Source organism: Aeromonas sp. R2-1, assembly GCF_040908425.1.
Lineage (GTDB): Bacteria > Pseudomonadota > Gammaproteobacteria > Enterobacterales > Aeromonadaceae > Aeromonas > Aeromonas caviae.
This window is the reverse complement of the sequence record NZ_JBFODR010000028.1, coordinates 133,418-150,331: the sequence shown is the minus strand read 5'-3', so window position 1 is coordinate 150,331 and position 16,914 is coordinate 133,418. Positions and strand designations below refer to the sequence as shown.

The window sequence follows — 16,914 nt, the reverse complement described above, 5'->3', positions numbered from 1 at the left end:
ACCCTCCCGGCTAGTTGGTATGAAAACCGGTTCCGGTGGGTGGCAACGCCTGGGTGCACTCCATTCGGGTGACGGTGGCGGTTCGGGGCCCGTGCTCAAGCCAGCCCAGCATCATCTGTACCTTCTGTTCGGGACCGGCAATCAGGATCTCCACCGAGCCATCTTCCAGGTTGTAGGCATGCCCCCGCAGCCCCAGTTGCAGCGCCCGCTCCCGGGTGAAGTAGCGAAACCCCACCCCCTGAACCTGACCCCACACCCGCACGACAAACGATTGCTCTCCCATTTATCACACCTTTCCCTTAAGTAATTTTTCCCCGGGGCGATAATGAGCGCGACACTCTCTTCCCCTTGCAGGACGCAATACCATTATGAAAGAAGTAAAGTTTCGGTGGGTTGACCGTTATCTCATTCACCTCACGATCAGCGAGAAATTTCTCATCACCTTCTGGTGCCCCCTGGTGTTCATCGCCTTCCTCACCTGGTATCTGCTGGCCGACGGCCATGATCAGGCGATGCAGCTCAGAGTGGATCAGCTCAAAGGGCGGGTCGAGACCACGGCCCAGCTGGTGAGCCAGCAGCCGACCCTTACCCTGCCCGCGGATCTCGTACTCACGCCTGGCGCCGCCACCGGCCTTAGCCAGCAGGGAGACATCTATCGCTATGGCGCCAGCGCAGGTCAGGCGGGCGTCGTCTCCGGCACCCTGGATACGAGTCACTACGCCCTCTGGGATGGCCAGGGCACTACCCTGACCATCATCGCGGTGCTGGCCGCCCTGCTGGCCCTCATCACCCACTATCTGATGACCTTTGTCTCGGGGGCGCTCTACTCCACCAACAAGGCATTGCAGACGGTAGCGAACGGCGATCTCACCTTCCGGCTCAACTTCTTCCCGGTGCGGGACGAGTTCTCCATTCTGGCGGGCAGCATCGACACCTTCACCGACCGCCAGCACAAGATAGTGCAACTGGTGGAAGAGTCCGCCGATGCCCTTACCCTGGCCGCAGACGAATTTCGCGAGCATGCCAGCGACGGCGAGCAGCTTGCCCGCGCCCAGCGACAGCACATGGACTCCCTGGCCGCCGCCATGGAGCAGATGTCCGCCGCCATCCGGGAAGTGGCCCGCAACGCCAATGACACCCTGCTGCAAACCCGCCAGTCCAGCGACGAGGCGACTCACGGGGCACAGCGGGTGGCACGTACCATCACCGCCATCCGCACCCTGGCAGACGAGATTGGCAATGCCTCGGGCGCGGTCGAGCGGCTGACTCACAATGCCAGTCGCATCAACGAAGTGGTCAACGTCATCAACGCCATCTCCCAGCAAACCAACCTGCTGGCCCTCAACGCCGCCATCGAGGCCGCCCGGGCCGGAGAGCAGGGACGCGGCTTTGCGGTGGTGGCCGACGAGGTGCGCACCCTCGCCAGCCGCACCCAGCAGGCCACGGTGGAAATCCAGCAGATGATCGAGGAGCTCCAGGCCGGTACCGGGGCGCTGAACGACATCATGGAGAAGACGGTGGGGCGCGCCGCCGACAGCCAGCAGCTCATCACCGAGGTGGGCATGGACATCGAGCGGCTCAGCAACCACAGCGATGCGGTGCTGGAGATGAGCACCCAGATCGCCACCTCCAGCGAAGAGCAGAGTTCGGTGGCCGAGGAGATCACCCGCAACCTCGACAAGGTGCGCCACGAGGCAAGCCGGGTGGAGGAGTCCGCCAGCGCGGCGGTCGCCGGCACCACCGGCCTCAAGGGAACCGCCAGCGAACTCGGTCAGGCGCTCACCGGCCTGCGGATCTGACCCCCTCCGGCAGGCCATCGTCCAGATGGCCTGCCATGTCTGGGCCAGGCGCTGGGGACGCGCGAAACAGCCCGTCCGACCCTGACCGCGTGAGGATGCACGGATCCCGGTAGACGCGGCTTGCGTGCCTACCCTCACAGCCCCTACTATATGCCCCCTTCTTTTCTACCATCGGCAACTACCCATGAGCGCTTCCATCTATCTCGTCAAAGGCCGCGAAAAATCCCTGCTGCGTCGCCACCCCTGGATCTTCTCCAAGGGCATTGAGCGGGTGCAGGGCAACCCCGTTGACGGCGATACCGTCGAGATCTTCACCCATGACGGCAAATGGCTCGCCCGTGGCGCCTGGTCCGGCAGCTCCCAGATCCGTGCCCGGGTCTGGACCTTCGACAAGGATGAGAGCGTCGATCTCGACTTCTTCATCCGTCGCCTCAAATATGCGCAGGAGTCCCGTGACGGGCTCATCAAGCGTCAGGGCCTCACCGGCTATCGCCTCTGCGCCGCCGAATCCGACGGTCTGCCGGGCCTGACCATCGACCGCTACGCCGACTTCCTGGTGTGCCAGATCCTCTCCGCCGGTGCCGAGTTCCAGCGCGAGCTGATCACGCAAGCCCTGCGTACCCTCTACCCCGAGTGCAGCATCTATGAGCGCTCCGACGTGGCCGTGCGCAAGAAGGAAGGGCTGAAGGAGCGCACCGGCGTCATCCATGGCGAGACCCCGACCGACCCCGTGGTCATCGAGGAGAATGGCGGCGTCAAGATCCTGGTAGATATTCGTAACGGTCACAAGACGGGTTTCTATCTGGATCAGCGGGACAACCGCCTTGCCGCAGCGAAATACACTGAAGGCAAGCGGGTGCTCAACTGCTTCTGCTACACCGGCGGTTTCGGGGTCTATGCCCTCCAGGGCGGTGCCAAGGAGGTAGTCAACGTCGATCTCTCCCAGAATGCGCTGGACATCGCCCGCCAGAACGCCGAACTGAACGGTCTCGATACCAGCAACACCCAGTTCGTGCGTCACGACGTCTTCAAGCTCTTGCGCGAATATCGCGAAAAGGGCGAGAAGTTCGATGTCATCGTGCTGGACCCGCCCAAGTTTGCCGAGAGCAAGGCCCAGCTGCTGGGCGCCTGCCGCGGCTACAAGGACATCAACATGCTGGCGTTCCAGCTGCTGGCGCCGGGTGGCGTGCTCTTGACCTACTCCTGCTCCGGCCTGATGGAGCAGAGCCTGTTCCAGAAGATAGTGGCCGATGCAGCCCTCGATGCCGGTCGCGACGCCCAGATCCTGGAGCTCCTCTCCCAGGCATCTGATCACCCCATCGGCACCGCCTATCCGGAAGGCTTCTACCTCAAGGGGCTGGTGGTGCGCGCCCGCTGATCCTAGCGACGACACCAATCTGCATTGCATGAATGTCGCCAATAAAAAGGCCGCCCAACAGGCGGCCTTTTCGTTATCGGTTGTGTCAACGACGGACGATCTCCCTTGCAAGGGCCTGGTCCAGCCGTTGCAACAAGACACCACCAGCATCCTCATCGATCCGCATCACTCCCAACGCCACGGCGTCGCTGGCAGAGAGACGTCCTGCCAGCAAGGCATCAATTGCCGCCTCGCTCAGCAGCACTACCCTGTCACCCTCGACGGGCCCCTGGGTGTGACTCTGCAACAATAGTGTCTGTTTGCCCCTCAACCTGGACCAGAGCCCGGAATCCACCAGCAGAATGGACACATTGCCCGGAATGCCAGTTGTTTTCAGACTTGCTCTCAGTTGATTGAGCCACTGGTAGCTGCGGGAAAACCCCTCCTTGCCCATGATGGCGGGGATGGGGCTCAGCCTGTCCGTCGAGATGGCTGCCGAGGTCGCCATTGCGATGTCCAACGAGCCAGGCCAACTGAGCTGGAAGGGATTATCCCAAGCCATGTCGTAGCCACAGGCCCTGGTCGTGGGGGAAGTCCCCAGAACCAGGGCACAGAGCAGGAGTCGAGCCAATGGCTTGATCATGGGGTAACGATGTTGAACCAGAACTCGAAGTTGTCCAGATAGCTGAGCACTTCCTTGAGTTTATCGGCATTGCCGTCGATCTTGATGTCCCCTGCGGCCACCGCCTGTTCGAAGGTGGTCTGCTTGAGCAGCAAGTTATTGAGCACATCGCGCGAGAGCGTGATGGTCGCATCGGCCTTCTCGTCCTGGGCATTGGCGGTATTGTTGAGCACACCATTTTCCAGCTCGAGCTTGTACTTCCCTCCTTGATCCCCGAAGTCGAAGTTCAGCACCGCGTGGGCATTACCCGCCTTCTCGCCATTCAAGCGAACAGCCAGATAGTCAAAGAACATATCCAGTGACATGGCACGCACCGTATCCGGGCTGGCGGTATTCGGGGTAGCCAACTGCTTGACACCACCGCGCAGCTCCTTGGCACCGGTCAGGTAGAAGTTACGCCACGGGCCGGATTCTGCCTGATAACCCAGCTGCTCGAGGGCATCGGCTTCCAGGGCGCGAGCCGCCTGGTTATCCGGATCGGCAAAGACCACTTTGCTGGTCACCTGAGCGACCCAGCGATAATTACCCTGAGCGAAGTCTTCTTTCGCTTTTTTCAGGATATGGTCGGCACCGCCCATGTAATCGACATACTTCTTGGCGGCCTCTACCGGCGGCAGCTCATCCAGGGTAGCCGGGTTACCGTCAAACCAGCCCAGATAGAGTACATAGGTCGCCTTGACGTTGTGGCTGATGGAGCCATAGTAGCCACGGCTGGACCAGGTGTTGGCCAGGTTGTCGGGCAGTTTGAAGTTGGCGGCGATTTCGTCACGGGTATAGCCGTGGTTGATCATCCGCAGGGTTTCATCGTTGATGTAGCGATAGAGGTCGCGCTGGGACTTGAGCAGTGTCGTGACCTCCTGATTCCCCCAGGTTGGCCAGTGGTGCTGGGCGAAGATGACCTCTGCCTTGTCGCCCCACATGGTCAGAGCTTGATTCAGATATTTGGACCAGGGCAATGGCTCGCGGATCTTGGCGCCGCGCAGGGAATAGGTGTTATGCAGGGTATGGGTGGCATCTTCAGCCGCAGAGATGGCCTTCTTCTCTTCGATATACCAAAGCATCTCGGCCGGTGCTTCGGAGCCCGGCGCCATCATGAACTCATAGGTCAGGCCATCGATACTCTCTTTCTGGCCCGTCTTGGTGATGTAATTCGTTGGTGCAATCAGGGTCACTGTACCGGCGGACGTGGTAGTACCGAGCCCGGCGCCCACCTGGCCCTTGGCATCAGGCGGCAGCAGGTTGCCATACATGTAGCTGGCGCGACGGCTCATGGCGTTGCCTGCCATGATGTTTTCGGCTACAGCAGCCTCCATGAAGCCTTCGGGGGCATAGACCTTGACCTTGCCGGACTTGACGTCCTCTTCACTGACTACCCCTTTGACACCGCCATAGTGGTCGACGTGGCTGTGGGTATAGATCACGGCCTTGACCGGTTTATTGCCGCGATGCTTGTAGTAGAGCTCCATGCCGACCTTGGCCGTCTCTGCGGAAACCAAGGGATCGACGACGGTGATGCCATCCTTGCCTTCGATGATGGTCATGTTGGACAGATCGAGGTTGCGGATCTGATAAATGCCGTCGGTCACCTCAAACAAGCCACTGATATTGATCAACTGGGCCTGGCGCCAAAGACTGGGATTGACCGTCTCAGGTGACTTTTCCCCTTCCTTGATGAAGCCGTATTTGGTGGGATCCCAGATCACATTGCCTTGCTCGCCCTTGATCACCGCATCCGGCAAGGGGGCGATGAATCCTTTGTGAGCATTGGTGAAATCTGTCTTGTTGGAGAAAGGGAGCTGCTTGTAAAGGGCGTCATTGGCTGCTTTGGTCGCCGCCGTCGCCTCTTTGGGGCTCTCTTGAGCAAAGCCAGGCATGGCCACAGTGGCGAGCATACCTGCCAATGCAACACTCTTGGCAATCAGGGTCAGTCTCATACTTGGATCCTCGATTGTTAAGCTGCTTATTGTTCATACCGATACGAATTGGTAACGAAATGATAACTGCTCAACCAATATAGTAAACCGGGTTCCAATGACAACCCTTTGTTTACATTAACTTATCGCTTTTTCACTCGATGGTGCTGGGCTTTCGCCATAAAGTGACGCCAACAACCCCTACCAAGTCCATGAGGACCGCTCATGTCAATTCAATCACGGGCCGGCGCCCCCAGGGGGAAGTAGTGGCGATAGGGTCTCGCCTCGTTCACCACCCGGACGACCGAGGGGTGACCCAGCAGACGGGCGCGATAGGCACGCAGACGGCCATAGCCAGCCGGGATCTCGTGGGCCCAGTCGGCGTAGAAGAGCGAGGGGGCGGCGGCGCAATCGGCCAGCGTGAAGTCTGCGCCGGCAATCCAGTGGCGTCCTTCCAGTCGCTGATCAAGCCAGGGGTAGATCTGATTGAGCATCTCGCGGGCCTCCGCTACGCCATAGCGGTCGCGATCCGCGGCCAGGCGCAGCGCATCCAGCACCACTTTTTGCATCGGCGTCATCACATAGTTGTCGAAGACGCGATCCAGCATATGCACCTCCAGACCCGCATCGCCGGGCGGGATCAGGCTGACGGGACCCGGATGGTGCGCCTGCAGATGGGCGACGATGGTGCTGCTCTCGAGGATGCAGCGACCATCATCCAGCAACACCGGGAAGCGCTTGAGTGGCCAGAGGGCGGCAAGTTCGGCGTTCGCCGCCGGCTCTTCGAGATTCCGGTACTCGAACAGGGTGGCATTCTCGTAAAGGGCGATCAGCACTTTCTGGCTGTAGGACGAAAAGGGGTGGGCATAGAGTTTCATGGGGATGTTCCTGACGCTCAGAGGGATGACTTCCCTAGTCTAGATCCCCTCTCTATTTTCGATGCGTCCCTATCCCATGCTGGTTTTGGGATGATAAACGCCCATTCATGACGGCAATCACACCCGTATGGCTCTCTTTTAGGTAGGGTGATCCCGCCTGTGGCCGCCAAGCCGGGGCAGCCGACTCATCAGGGTTGATGAGCGGCACCACAACAAAAATCGATGTCAGGCCAAGCTGAACATCATCAAGGATCCCGTCATGAATCAATCATTGCCGCTGTTGACGCCGCTGCGGGGCATCGCTGCCCTGATGGTGGTGCTGTTCCACGCCCGCTTGCTGCTCTTCCCCCAGTGGATGGAGTCGATCGCCGGCCACACCCAACTCATCGAGAACGGCTACCTCTGGGTCGATCTCTTCTTTATCTTGAGCGGGCTGGTGCTGGCCCATGTCTACGGGGAGGCTTTCGCCCGCACGCCCCGAACCATAAGTTATGGCCGCTTCCTCTGGCTGCGGCTGACCCGGGTGTATCCCCTCTACCTGGTGACCCTGCTGCTGCTGGTGGGCTGGGAGCTCTACAAGGCCCACCACGGGATTGGCTTCTACGCCGGCCCCCTGTTCAAGATGTGGGAGTGGGAGGGGATGCCTCCTTTTGGTTCCCCCTTCACCCCCGCCGAGGCACTGCCAAGCGCCTTCCTGCTGCTGCAGGTGGTGACCGATCACGGATTGACCTGGAACTTCGCTGCCTGGTCGCTCAGCGTGGAGTGGATAAGTTATCTGCTGTTTCCATTGCTCATTCCCCTCGCCGTCACCCGCAGCCGCTGGAGCAACCTCGCCCCCTTGCTGGCCCTGACGGTACTGGCCTTTATCGTGCACAGCCGGGGTACCCTGGATGTCACCAGCGGAGCGCTGGCCATCGGGCGCGGGGTGAGTGAATTCGTGCTCGGCCTCTGGCTGCTGCCCAAGGTGAAGGCTGCCCGCCAGTGGTCCATGATGCAGCAAGATCTGCCGCTGCTGCTCGCCTTTCTGCTCCCCTTCGCACTGATGCAGTTCACCATGACGCCGCAGCTGACCCTGCTGCTGATCAGCGCCTACGTGTTGCTGATCTGGATTGCCGCCTGCCAGGGCGATCGCCAGAGCCCGCTGCTGCGCCTCCTGGACAACCGCTTCACCAACTGGCTGGGGGATCTCTCCTACTCCATCTACCTGCTCCACGCCCTGGTGTTGCTCACCGGCTGCGAGCTTGTCCACTCTCTGGCGCCGGGGCTCACCGCGTGGTGGTACGCCCAGACCAACCCCTTGCTGGGGGTGCTGGCCACCCTGTTGATGCTCGCCGTGCTGATCGGGCTCTCGGCGCTGAGCTACACCCTGCTGGAGCGGCCGCTGCAACGGCGACTGCGCCGACTAGGCAAGGCTCCCCAACCAGTGATGGAGCAAGCCGGCTAGTTTCCGTCGCCACATGCTGCCCCGATGCAAGACCGGCACGCCGTCGGGGCGGCTCAAAGTGGGACTAGCCTGAGCAAGGCGAAGAGTACGGCTCTTTTTGAACCCGACAATCCCCTGCGCTTTGTGTGAATTCCAGTTCGAATCAAGAGGGCCGTCTGTGGCATAATGGCCCGTCCTGTGGTCCTCGGCGGGGCTTCGCCGGCGCATCCTTGCCCTCCTCCCGTCCTGCCAGGCAGCCTGACATCACTGTGTTCACAGGCCGCCAGGGCCACCCTATTTTTGCGCGCACATTTAACGGCGCCGCAGCAGTTATTGGCACACAAGTCTGCCCACACAAGGGGAAAGCATGTCTTCCATTCGTCTGACCCAATACAGCCACGGCGCTGGCTGCGGTTGCAAAATATCCCCCAAGGTGCTCGACACCATCTTGAAGAGCCAGATCCCGGGCTTTGACGACCCCACCCTGGTGGTCGGCAACAGCAGCAAAGATGACGCCGCCGTGGTCGATATCGGCAACGGTCAGGGCATCGTCTCCACCACCGACTTCTTCATGCCCATCGTCGATGATCCCTTTACCTTCGGTCGCATCGCCGCCACCAACGCCATCAGCGACATCTACGCCATGGGCGGCAAACCCATCGTCGCCATCGCCATCCTCGGCTGGCCCGTCAACATACTCGCACCTGAAGTGGCCCAGCAGGTGATCGACGGCGGCCGCCAGGTGTGCCACGAGGCGGGTATCTCGCTCGCCGGTGGCCACAGCATCGACGCCCCCGAGCCCATCTTCGGTCTTGCGGTGACCGGTATCGTGCCACTCGACGCCATCAAGCAGAATGACACCGCCCTGGTGGGCGACACCCTCTATCTGACCAAGCCGCTTGGCATCGGCATCCTCACCACCGCCCAGAAGAAGGGCAAGCTCAAGCCCGAGCATGAACAACTGGCCCCGGATGCCATGTGCACCCTCAACAAGATTGGCCAGCGCTTCGCCGCCTTACCCGGCGTGCACGCCATGACCGACGTGACCGGTTTTGGGCTGGCAGGCCACCTGCTGGAGATGTGCGAAGGTTCCGGCGTCAGTGCCCGTCTGGACTTCAAGGCGCTGCCGCTGCTGGACGAGGTGGATTACTACCTGAGTGAGGGCTGCGTACCGGGCGGTACCCTGCGCAACTTCGACTCCTATGGTGACAAGCTGGGCGCCATGGATGATCGCACCCGCAACATCCTGTGCGACCCGCAGACCAGCGGCGGCCTGCTGGTAGCCGTCGGTAAAGAAAGTGAAGCCGAGCTCCTTGCCATTGCCGCACAGGCAGGGCTGACCCTCTCTCCCATCGGCCAGTTGCAGGCCCGCACCGGCAACCAGTTCATCGAGGTTGTCCAATGAGTGCCCTGCCACTGGCCACGGATTACGCCCGGATCTTTCTGGATGAGGTTCCACTCATCGATCTGCGTGCCCCCGTCGAGTTCAAGGAAGGGGCCTTTCCCACCGCCGTCAGCCTGCCGCTGATGACGGACGAGGAGCGTGCCCGGGTCGGTACCTGTTACAAGCAGGAGGGTCAGGCCGCAGCCATCGCCCTGGGCCATCAACTGGTAGGTGGCGCGGTGCGCGCCGCGCGCATGGAAGGCTGGCTGGCCAGGTTGCGCCAGCAACCCGACGCCCTGCTCTACTGTTTTCGCGGCGGCCTGCGCTCGCAAACCGTACAACAGTGGCTGGCCGAGGCTGGCGTCACCCGCCCCCGGGTCGCGGGCGGCTACAAGGCGCTGCGCCACTTTCTCATCGACACCCAGGCGAAGGCCAGTGCAGAGTGCGACTGGACCGTGCTGACCGGCATGACCGGCTCCGGCAAGACCCACATGCTGGCGCACATCACCCAGGCGGTGGATCTGGAAGGGCACGCCCGTCACAGGGGGTCGTCGTTTGGCCAACTGCCGGGTGGGCAACCCGGCAACATCGACTTCGAAAATCGGCTTGCCATCGAGCTGCTTCAGCGTCGCAACCGGGGAGAGTCACAGTTTGTACTGGAAGACGAGAGCCGTCTCATCGGTCGCTGCGCCCTGCCACTCAACCTCTATGAGGCCATGTGCCGGGCTCCTCTGGTGGTGGTGGAGGTGCCGCAGGAGGCACGGGCCGAGCAGATCCGCACCGATTACGTGCAGGATCTCTGGCTGCGCTATCTGGAGTTCCATGGGCCAGATGCAGGCTGGCCGCTGTTTGCCGGCTACCTCACCGACGCCATGGCCAGGCTCAAGCGCCGACTCGGTGACAAGGATTATCGCGAACTCGATGGGCTGTTGCAGGCCGCCCTCAGGGAACAGGCCCAAAGCGGGGACACCCGCGCCCATCTGGTCTGGATCAAGCTGCTGCTGACTCGCTACTATGACCCCATGTACCGCTATCAGCTGGACAACAAGCGCGAGCGGATCCTGTTTCGTGGTGACAAGGAAGCCTGCCTCGCCTTCTTCGCCGAACGTTCCCCCCTTCAGACCCCTCAGGAGAGTCCCACATGTTGAAGTTCGAGGTGATCCCGGTCACCCAGTTCGCCCAGAATTGTTCGCTTATCTGGTGTGACGAGACCCGCCAGGCTGCCCTCGTCGATCCCGGCGGCGAGGCGGACAAACTGCTGGCCGCCATAGCCAAACGGGGGCTGACCCTCACCCATATCCTGCTGACCCACGGCCATCTGGATCATGTGGGCGCCGCCGCCGATCTGCGCGAGAGAACCGGTGTCGCCATTACCGGCCCCCACAAGGAGGATGCCTTCTGGCTCGACATGCTGCCCCAGCAGAGCCAGATGTTCGGCTTTGCCCATACTCCGGCCTTTACACCGGATAGCTGGCTCGAACAGGGTGACAAGGTACAGGTTGGCAAATGCGAGCTGGAGGTCTATTTCTGCCCGGGCCACACTCCGGGCCACATCGTGCTGCTCTGCCAGGCAGAACGCCTCGCATGGGTGGGGGATGTGCTCTTTGCCGGCAGCATAGGCCGCACCGATTTCCCGCGCGGGGATCACGGGACGCTGATCAAGTCGATCACCGAGACCCTGCTGCCGCTCGGGGATGAGATCGTCTTTATTCCGGGCCATGGCCCGAGCTCCACCTTTGGTCACGAACGGGCCAGCAATCCCTATCTGACACAGCCCATCTGGTAATCCCCCCGCTCCTCGCGGGCATCCCATTGCGCCTTGAGGCGCAAGATCTCCGGCATGATCTCGAGAAAACGGGAGAGCAGCCGGGGATCGAAGTGCTGGCCGGAGCCATCGCGCATGGTGGCCAGCACCCGGTCCAGGGGCCAGGGCTCCTTGTAGGGACGACGCACGCTCAGGGCGTCAAAGACGTCGGCGATGGCCACTATCCGCGACGCCTCGGGGATCCCCTCGCCGGTCTCGCCGGCGGGATAGCCCGAGCCGTCCCATTTCTCGTGGTGGTGCAGGGCAATCTCCGCCGCCATGCGAAAAATGGGGGCATCGGATCGCCTCAGGATCTCGTAACCGATGCGTGGGTGACTGCGCATGATGACCCACTCCTCCTCGGTGAGGGGGCCGGGCTTCTTGAGGATGTGATCGGGGATACCAATCTTGCCCATGTCGTGCATGGGGGCCGCCAGCTCCAGCAGATCCGACTGCTCCGGGCTCCAGCCCGCCGCATCAGCCAGGGCCCGGGCGTAAGCGGCCATGCGCCAGATATGCACCCCGGTGTCGGTGTCGTTGTAGTGGCCCGCCTCACTCAGCATGACGATGGCAGTGCGATAGCTGCACTCGAGCTGATCGAGGCGCACCAGGGAGAGATGATTGCGCACCCGGGCACGCACCGTGCTCGGACAGACCGGCTTGTAGATATAATCCACTCCGCCCGCCTCGAACCCCTGGCTCTCGCTGTCTGCGTTGTCGCTCGCGGTGATAAAGAGCACCGGGATCCCGGCGTGAGCCGGATCGGCCTTGAGCCGGCGGCACACTTCGTAACCATCCATGTCGGGCATGCGCACGTCCAGCAGGATAAGTGCCGGCTCGTGACGCCCCACGGCGGCCAACCCCTCCTCTCCCCCTTTGGCAAAGAAGAGGTTGTACTCCTCTTTGAGGATTTGCCGCAGCAACCCGAGGTTGCTCGGCTCGTCGTCGATGATCAACACGCGCGGTCGACTCATGGCGCAGGTTCCTCCCGATCCTCCAGATAATCCTCCAGCTTGCGGGTGGCGAACGGGATATCGAACAGCTCCAGGGCTGCACTTATTTCGCTCACCAGCTCGCAAGGCAAGTGACTCCTTGCCTGGCTCAGCGCCGGCTCAATCAGATCCAGATCCTCGCTCACCAGGGCCTGATGCAGGGCGTGCAGGCAGACCTCCCGCGCCTCCCCCTGGGCCAGCGGGGAGCTGACCGCGCCCGGCTCGCGCCCGGCATAGGTATCGATGGAGTGTTGCGCCCGCTCCAGGGCCTCAAGGAAGGGGGCGATAAGCTGGCTGGTGTCGCCACCCTGCTCGATGGCCTCGTTCAACTCGGCACTGATACGCGCCACATCGGTGAGCGACAGGCTGCCCGCCACCCCCTTGATCTTGTGGGTCAGACTCGCGGCCGCATCGGTCTCGTGCTGGGCGATGTAACCCGGCAACACGGTACCGACCGTCATGTAGTCATCGCGAAAACGCCGCAGGTATTTGAGGTAGATAGAGGCTTCACCCCAGTTGCGCAGTCCGGTATCGATATCGATGCCGGCCACCGGCTCGTGGGGGAGTAGTTCGTCGTTCACGGTGAGCGGCAGGACAACGTCCGGCAGATAACGCAGCAAGGTCGCGATGAGCTGCTCCACATCGAGCGGCTTGGCGATGAAGTCGTTCATGCCAGAGGCCAGCGCCGCCTCCCGCTGATCCTTGAATACCCCGGCGGTGAGAGCCAGCACGGGAGTCTCCTCCCGCCCCGGCAGCAGACGCAGGCGACGGGTCGCCTCGTAGCCATCCATCACTGGCATCTGCACATCCATGAGCACCAGATCGATGCGCCGTGCCGGATCTGCCAGGCAGGCCAGGGCTCGCTCCCCGTCGATGGCGGTGATCACCTCGGCCCCCTCCCGTTGCAACAAGCGGGTCGCCACCTCCAGGTTGATGTCGCTGTCATCCACCAGCAGTATGTGCACGCCCGGCAGGCGCAGACGGCGCTGGCCACTCTCAAGGGGCTCCACATGCTCGCGCTTCTCGTGGATGAGACGCGCCACCGCATTGTAAAGACTGGAGCCGGTGACAGGTTTGTGCAGCACCAGGTCCACCTGTTCCGAGCCGGGGCGGTGCATCAGTTCATCCTGGGAATAGGCGGTCGCCATGATGATGATGGGTGAACGCTCCTGCTGCTCGAAGGCGCGGCGAATGGCCAGGCAGGTCTCGAGCCCGTCCATGCCCGGCATGATCCAGTCGAGCAGGATCACGTCGAAACGCTCCCCCTGGCGCAGCAGATGATGCAGCGCCTGCTCACCGGACTCCACCACCCGCGACTGCCATCCGAGGGAACCCACCGTCATCGACAGGGCGTCGCGGGTCACCTGATTGTCGTCGGCGATGAGCAGCGAGATGTGCTGCAGACGCTCGTTCAAGGCCTCGGGCCGCTCTACCTGCTCCAGCCGGACGCGGAACCAGAATTCGCTCCCCTTGCCAAGCTCGCTGGTGACGCCGATGTCCCCACCCATCAGGTTCACCAGGCGGCGACTGATGGTCAGACCAAGCCCGGTGCCCCCGAAGCGGCGACTGGTGGAGGAGTCTGCCTGGGAGAAGGCATTGAAAATGTTGGCCTGCTGCTCGGGGGGAATGCCGATCCCGGTGTCGCGCACCCGAAACAGCAAGGTGGCCATGCCGTCTTGCTCTGCTTCCAGCAAGACCTTGACCTCCACCTCGCCGCGCTCGGTAAACTTGATAGCATTGCCGGTCAGGTTGAGCAACACCTGCTCGAGGCGCAGGGCGTCCCCAATCAGATGGGAAACCGGCTCGGGGGCACTGCTCACCACCAGTTCGAGGTGCTTCTGGCCAACGCAGGTGGACATGATGGCCGCCACGTGATCGAGCACCTCTTCGAGACTGAATGGCACCCGCTCAAGCTCGAGCCGACCCGACTCAATCTTGGAGAAATCAAGGATGTCGTTGATGATCCCGAGCAGCGCCTGCCCGGCCTGGTGGATTTTGCGCACCAGGGCATGCTGACCATCGTCGAGCCCTCCCTGTTCGAGCAGGTAGGTCAGCCCCATGATGGCGTTCATGGGGGTGCGGATCTCGTGGCTCATGTTGGCGATAAAATCACCTTTGACCTGTGCCAACCTGGCCGCTTCCTGCTGGGCCAGTTGCTCCTTGTGCCTGCTGCGCACCAGTGCAGCCACACCGGCACCAAACAACAGCAGCAGCACGGCGCTGGCGGCCAAGATGATCCCCCAGATATGAGTGCGAATGGCCTGCAGCTCGCTGTGCGGCACCAGGGACGCGGCTTTCCAGATCAGCTGATCATGATTCTGTGCCGGGTACAGGGTGGTCCAGCTCCAGAGTCCGTCGGCAGACTCCATCTGGCCGTTTGATGCGTCCCAGAACGCCTGCCAGGCCTGGGGAGAAGTCTGCTTCAGAGTCAGATCCGGGCGCTCGAGCATGAAGCCCCACTCCCGGGATGGGTCCGGGCTGCGCAGCCAGTATCCATCCTGATTGAACAGCATGATGTGATCGGCTGCCTTGCCGCTGCTGTCGGCAAACTCCTTGAGCATACGGGCAGCCTGGACGTTGATAAGCAGCAAACCAAGATCATGCCCCCCAAGGCGCAGACGCTTGGCAATGCGGATCATGGGGTTGAAGGGGCGATCGATCATCCCGTGTTCAACGTTGAGATCGAGCGGCGAGACGTAGACCCGCTCCCAGGGCAGCGCCATGGCATCACGAAAGTAGTAACGATCCCCCTTGTTCTGCAACTGGTCGTCCGCTACCCGCCACAGACGCTGACCCTGACGATCGATGCGCACCCGCTCCATGCCATCCGGGGCAAGCCAACGCACCTGGGCATAGTCGGGATTGCGGTTCAGCAGGATGGTGAACTGGACGGCCAGGGTCTCACGGTCATTGCGAGCCGCCGCTTCGAGCAGGATGGGTTCTTCCGACATGCTGCGCACATGGCGCAGCGGCACCGCCAGCTCGCCGTCAAGGCGGCCGCTGGCGAGCGCCAGGAAGGTGTTCTCATCGCTGCGAACGCGATAGAGCTCGCGCTCGATCAGTGCATTGCCAAGCAGATAACCACCCGCCAGGACCAGCAGCAGAATAGGTGAAAACAGCAGGATATATGTCCGTACGATTCCTTTCATAACGGTCAACATCGCCCCGAAAAATGGACTTACTCGAGTACCTTTTGGACATCAGAGCACCACAACACGTGTCCTGCTGTCAATCATGCCTACAAGTAAAGACCAATAGTGCTGTTTGAGTATTTTATTTTCCCGGAAAAAATGCTGTAAAAACAAAGAGGCCACCCGATTGGGTGGCCTCTTCACAGGAAAGTTCGTTGTCGATTAGACGCGAACGAAATCCAGGTGAACCAGCTTGTAGCGAACCGGGTGACGCTGGATAGCCTTCACGTTCACTTTGACTTCTTCACCGTTGATGACCAGGGTCAGCTCGGAGGAGTAGAACTCCGGCTTCTCTTGGGCCAGGATCAACTTTTTGTGGTCCAGGGTAACGGACACGGCTTCTTTGCCTGCACCGTAAACGATGGCAGGAACCAGGTCAGCATGACGCAGGCGGCGGCTCGCACCTTTCCCCAGGTCAGAACGGACATCAGCTTGGAATACGAAAGACATAGTGATTATCTCTTTTAAGATGAATGTATGGTGTTGACTGCGACCGGTCAGCACCTCGCAAAACGAGCGCGAATACTAGCACGGGCCCGGAGGGGATACAAGGAAAGAACCCGCGTCACTCCTCTTTGGCCAAGAGGCACTCCACCACGCCTCTCGCCATCCCCTAACGCCCCTGCTCCAGACGGGCAAACTGTTGCTGTCGCTGGGCCGGGCTCAGGGCATCGAATTGCGCCAGGGTCTGCGCTGTGGGGCAATAGAGGCGCAGCCCGGCCTGCACCCGGATCCCTTTGACCATCCTGTCACGATTTTCCTGTACCAGCGCCAGCAGATAGCTGTAAGTATCCGAACCGCCGGCCTCCTTTGACTGAAGTTGGCTTGCGATACGCCACAGGGTCTCTCCCGCCGCCACCTGGTGACAAACCCGCGATGCCTCCCCTGCCGCCGTGGCGGAAAGAGTCAGGGTCGTCGGCTCAGGGGCAGAATCTGCGGTGGCCATGGGCTGTGCATCTCCCTGTCTTGCCAAGGCCTGGATGGCGACTCCCTGCCCCCCCAGCCGTGCGAGCAAGGGCTCCCCCAGGGGCATCCGCGCTTTCCTATCCCGGGGCAGGGAGAACTCGGCGACAAAGGCGACTGCGCCCGGGACTTCGAACGAGGGGGCCGAGGAGGCGGTGTGCGGTACTGATTGGTGGGGCGCCATGCCATAGGCCATCTCATCGATGCGCTTTAGCCTGGCCAGGTAAGCCTTGGAGAGCTGGGCCTCCCCTTCGAACAGATCGAAGGGGGGCACCAGCCGGGCAGGAAAGAGGATCTGCCAACGGCCGTTCTTCTTTCTCTGTTCAAGAGGGGGAAACTGATTGCCCCGCCAGGCCGCAAAAATGGGCGGCACGGGGCGCTGCACCGGATAGTACTCCGGGTTGAGCTGCACCCAGGTTTGTTCCGCAATGGGTTGATACCCGCTGATGTTGACCAGTGCCACCCCCAACCAGATCCCCAGCATATGACGGCCTCCCTTCCCTTTGGCGTCTCGTTGCTTTCACACTA

The 16,914-nt window shown here is 61.6% G+C and carries 14 protein-coding genes; 6 read left to right on the top strand and 8 right to left on the bottom strand.

Annotation, left to right across the window (positions count from 1 at the left end):
- Positions 1-10: 10 nt before the first annotated feature.
- A complete protein-coding gene (locus AB5Y80_RS09540) occupies positions 11-283 on the bottom strand; it encodes an acylphosphatase (protein WP_010674727.1) in 273 nt (90 codons plus the stop codon).
- Positions 284-368: 85 nt separating this feature from the next.
- Between AB5Y80_RS09540 and AB5Y80_RS09535 the strand changes: the two genes are divergently transcribed.
- Both AB5Y80_RS09535 and AB5Y80_RS09530 read left to right on the top strand, forming a co-directional pair.
- The gene (locus AB5Y80_RS09535; RefSeq protein ID WP_368172851.1) at positions 369-1,799 is read left to right on the top strand and encodes a methyl-accepting chemotaxis protein; all 1,431 of its coding nucleotides are present in this window, start codon (positions 369-371) and stop codon (positions 1,797-1,799) included.
- A gap of 184 nt (positions 1,800-1,983) precedes the next feature.
- Complete coding sequence (locus tag AB5Y80_RS09530; RefSeq protein ID WP_039039155.1) at positions 1,984-3,177, top strand: class I SAM-dependent methyltransferase; 1,194 nt, start codon at positions 1,984-1,986, stop codon at positions 3,175-3,177.
- An 85-nt stretch (positions 3,178-3,262) separates the two neighbouring features.
- On the opposite strand, the gene AB5Y80_RS09525 is transcribed toward AB5Y80_RS09530, so the two are convergent.
- The 3 genes from AB5Y80_RS09525 to AB5Y80_RS09515 all read right to left on the bottom strand — a co-directional run bounded on the left by AB5Y80_RS09525 (position 3,263) and on the right by AB5Y80_RS09515 (position 6,629).
- Complete coding sequence (locus tag AB5Y80_RS09525) at positions 3,263-3,664, bottom strand: hypothetical protein (protein ID WP_223302553.1); 402 nt, start codon at positions 3,662-3,664, stop codon at positions 3,263-3,265.
- Between the two features lie 131 nt (positions 3,665-3,795).
- On the bottom strand, positions 3,796-5,772 hold the full coding sequence (locus AB5Y80_RS09520; protein ID WP_266142051.1) for an alkyl/aryl-sulfatase: 1,977 nt from the start codon (positions 5,770-5,772) through the stop codon (positions 3,796-3,798).
- A 212-nt stretch (positions 5,773-5,984) separates the two neighbouring features.
- Positions 5,985-6,629 (bottom strand): glutathione S-transferase family protein, encoded by a 645-nt coding sequence (locus AB5Y80_RS09515; protein ID WP_368172850.1) that lies wholly within the window; start codon positions 6,627-6,629, stop codon positions 5,985-5,987.
- A gap of 259 nt (positions 6,630-6,888) precedes the next feature.
- Here AB5Y80_RS09515 and AB5Y80_RS09510 point away from each other — a divergent pair, with 259 nt between their 5' ends.
- The 4 genes from AB5Y80_RS09510 (at position 6,889) to AB5Y80_RS09495 (ending at position 11,222) form a co-directional block, all read left to right on the top strand.
- The gene (locus AB5Y80_RS09510; protein WP_368172849.1) at positions 6,889-8,073 is read left to right on the top strand and encodes an acyltransferase family protein; all 1,185 of its coding nucleotides are present in this window, start codon (positions 6,889-6,891) and stop codon (positions 8,071-8,073) included.
- 346 nt (positions 8,074-8,419) lie between these two features.
- Positions 8,420-9,457, top strand: coding sequence for a selenide, water dikinase SelD (gene selD / locus AB5Y80_RS09505; RefSeq protein WP_368172848.1), 1,038 nt, complete (start codon positions 8,420-8,422; stop codon positions 9,455-9,457).
- Complete coding sequence (gene mnmH, locus AB5Y80_RS09500; RefSeq protein WP_368172847.1) at positions 9,454-10,584, top strand: tRNA 2-selenouridine(34) synthase MnmH; 1,131 nt, start codon at positions 9,454-9,456, stop codon at positions 10,582-10,584. The genes selD and mnmH overlap by 4 nt, the downstream gene beginning before the upstream one ends.
- Positions 10,578-11,222 (top strand): MBL fold metallo-hydrolase, encoded by a 645-nt coding sequence (locus AB5Y80_RS09495; protein ID WP_323941498.1) that lies wholly within the window; start codon positions 10,578-10,580, stop codon positions 11,220-11,222. Before mnmH ends, AB5Y80_RS09495 begins: the two co-directional genes overlap by 7 nt.
- Here AB5Y80_RS09495 and AB5Y80_RS09490 read toward each other — a convergent pair.
- The 4 genes from AB5Y80_RS09490 to AB5Y80_RS09475 form a co-directional block, all read right to left on the bottom strand.
- On the bottom strand, positions 11,198-12,214 hold the full coding sequence (locus AB5Y80_RS09490; RefSeq protein WP_103243135.1) for an HD domain-containing phosphohydrolase: 1,017 nt from the start codon (positions 12,212-12,214) through the stop codon (positions 11,198-11,200). The genes AB5Y80_RS09495 and AB5Y80_RS09490 overlap by 25 nt on opposite strands.
- Positions 12,211-15,381, bottom strand: a complete 3,171-nt coding sequence (locus tag AB5Y80_RS09485) for a response regulator (protein WP_368172846.1) — start codon at positions 15,379-15,381, stop codon at positions 12,211-12,213. Before AB5Y80_RS09485 ends, AB5Y80_RS09490 begins: the two co-directional genes overlap by 4 nt.
- Before the next feature lie 204 nt (positions 15,382-15,585).
- Positions 15,586-15,873: a 50S ribosomal protein L25 gene (gene rplY, locus AB5Y80_RS09480; RefSeq protein WP_323921805.1), complete on the bottom strand. Its 288-nt coding sequence runs from the start codon at positions 15,871-15,873 to the stop codon at positions 15,586-15,588.
- A gap of 163 nt (positions 15,874-16,036) precedes the next feature.
- Positions 16,037-16,870: a hypothetical protein gene (locus AB5Y80_RS09475; protein ID WP_324038019.1), complete on the bottom strand. Its 834-nt coding sequence runs from the start codon at positions 16,868-16,870 to the stop codon at positions 16,037-16,039.
- Positions 16,871-16,914 lie beyond the last annotated feature (44 nt).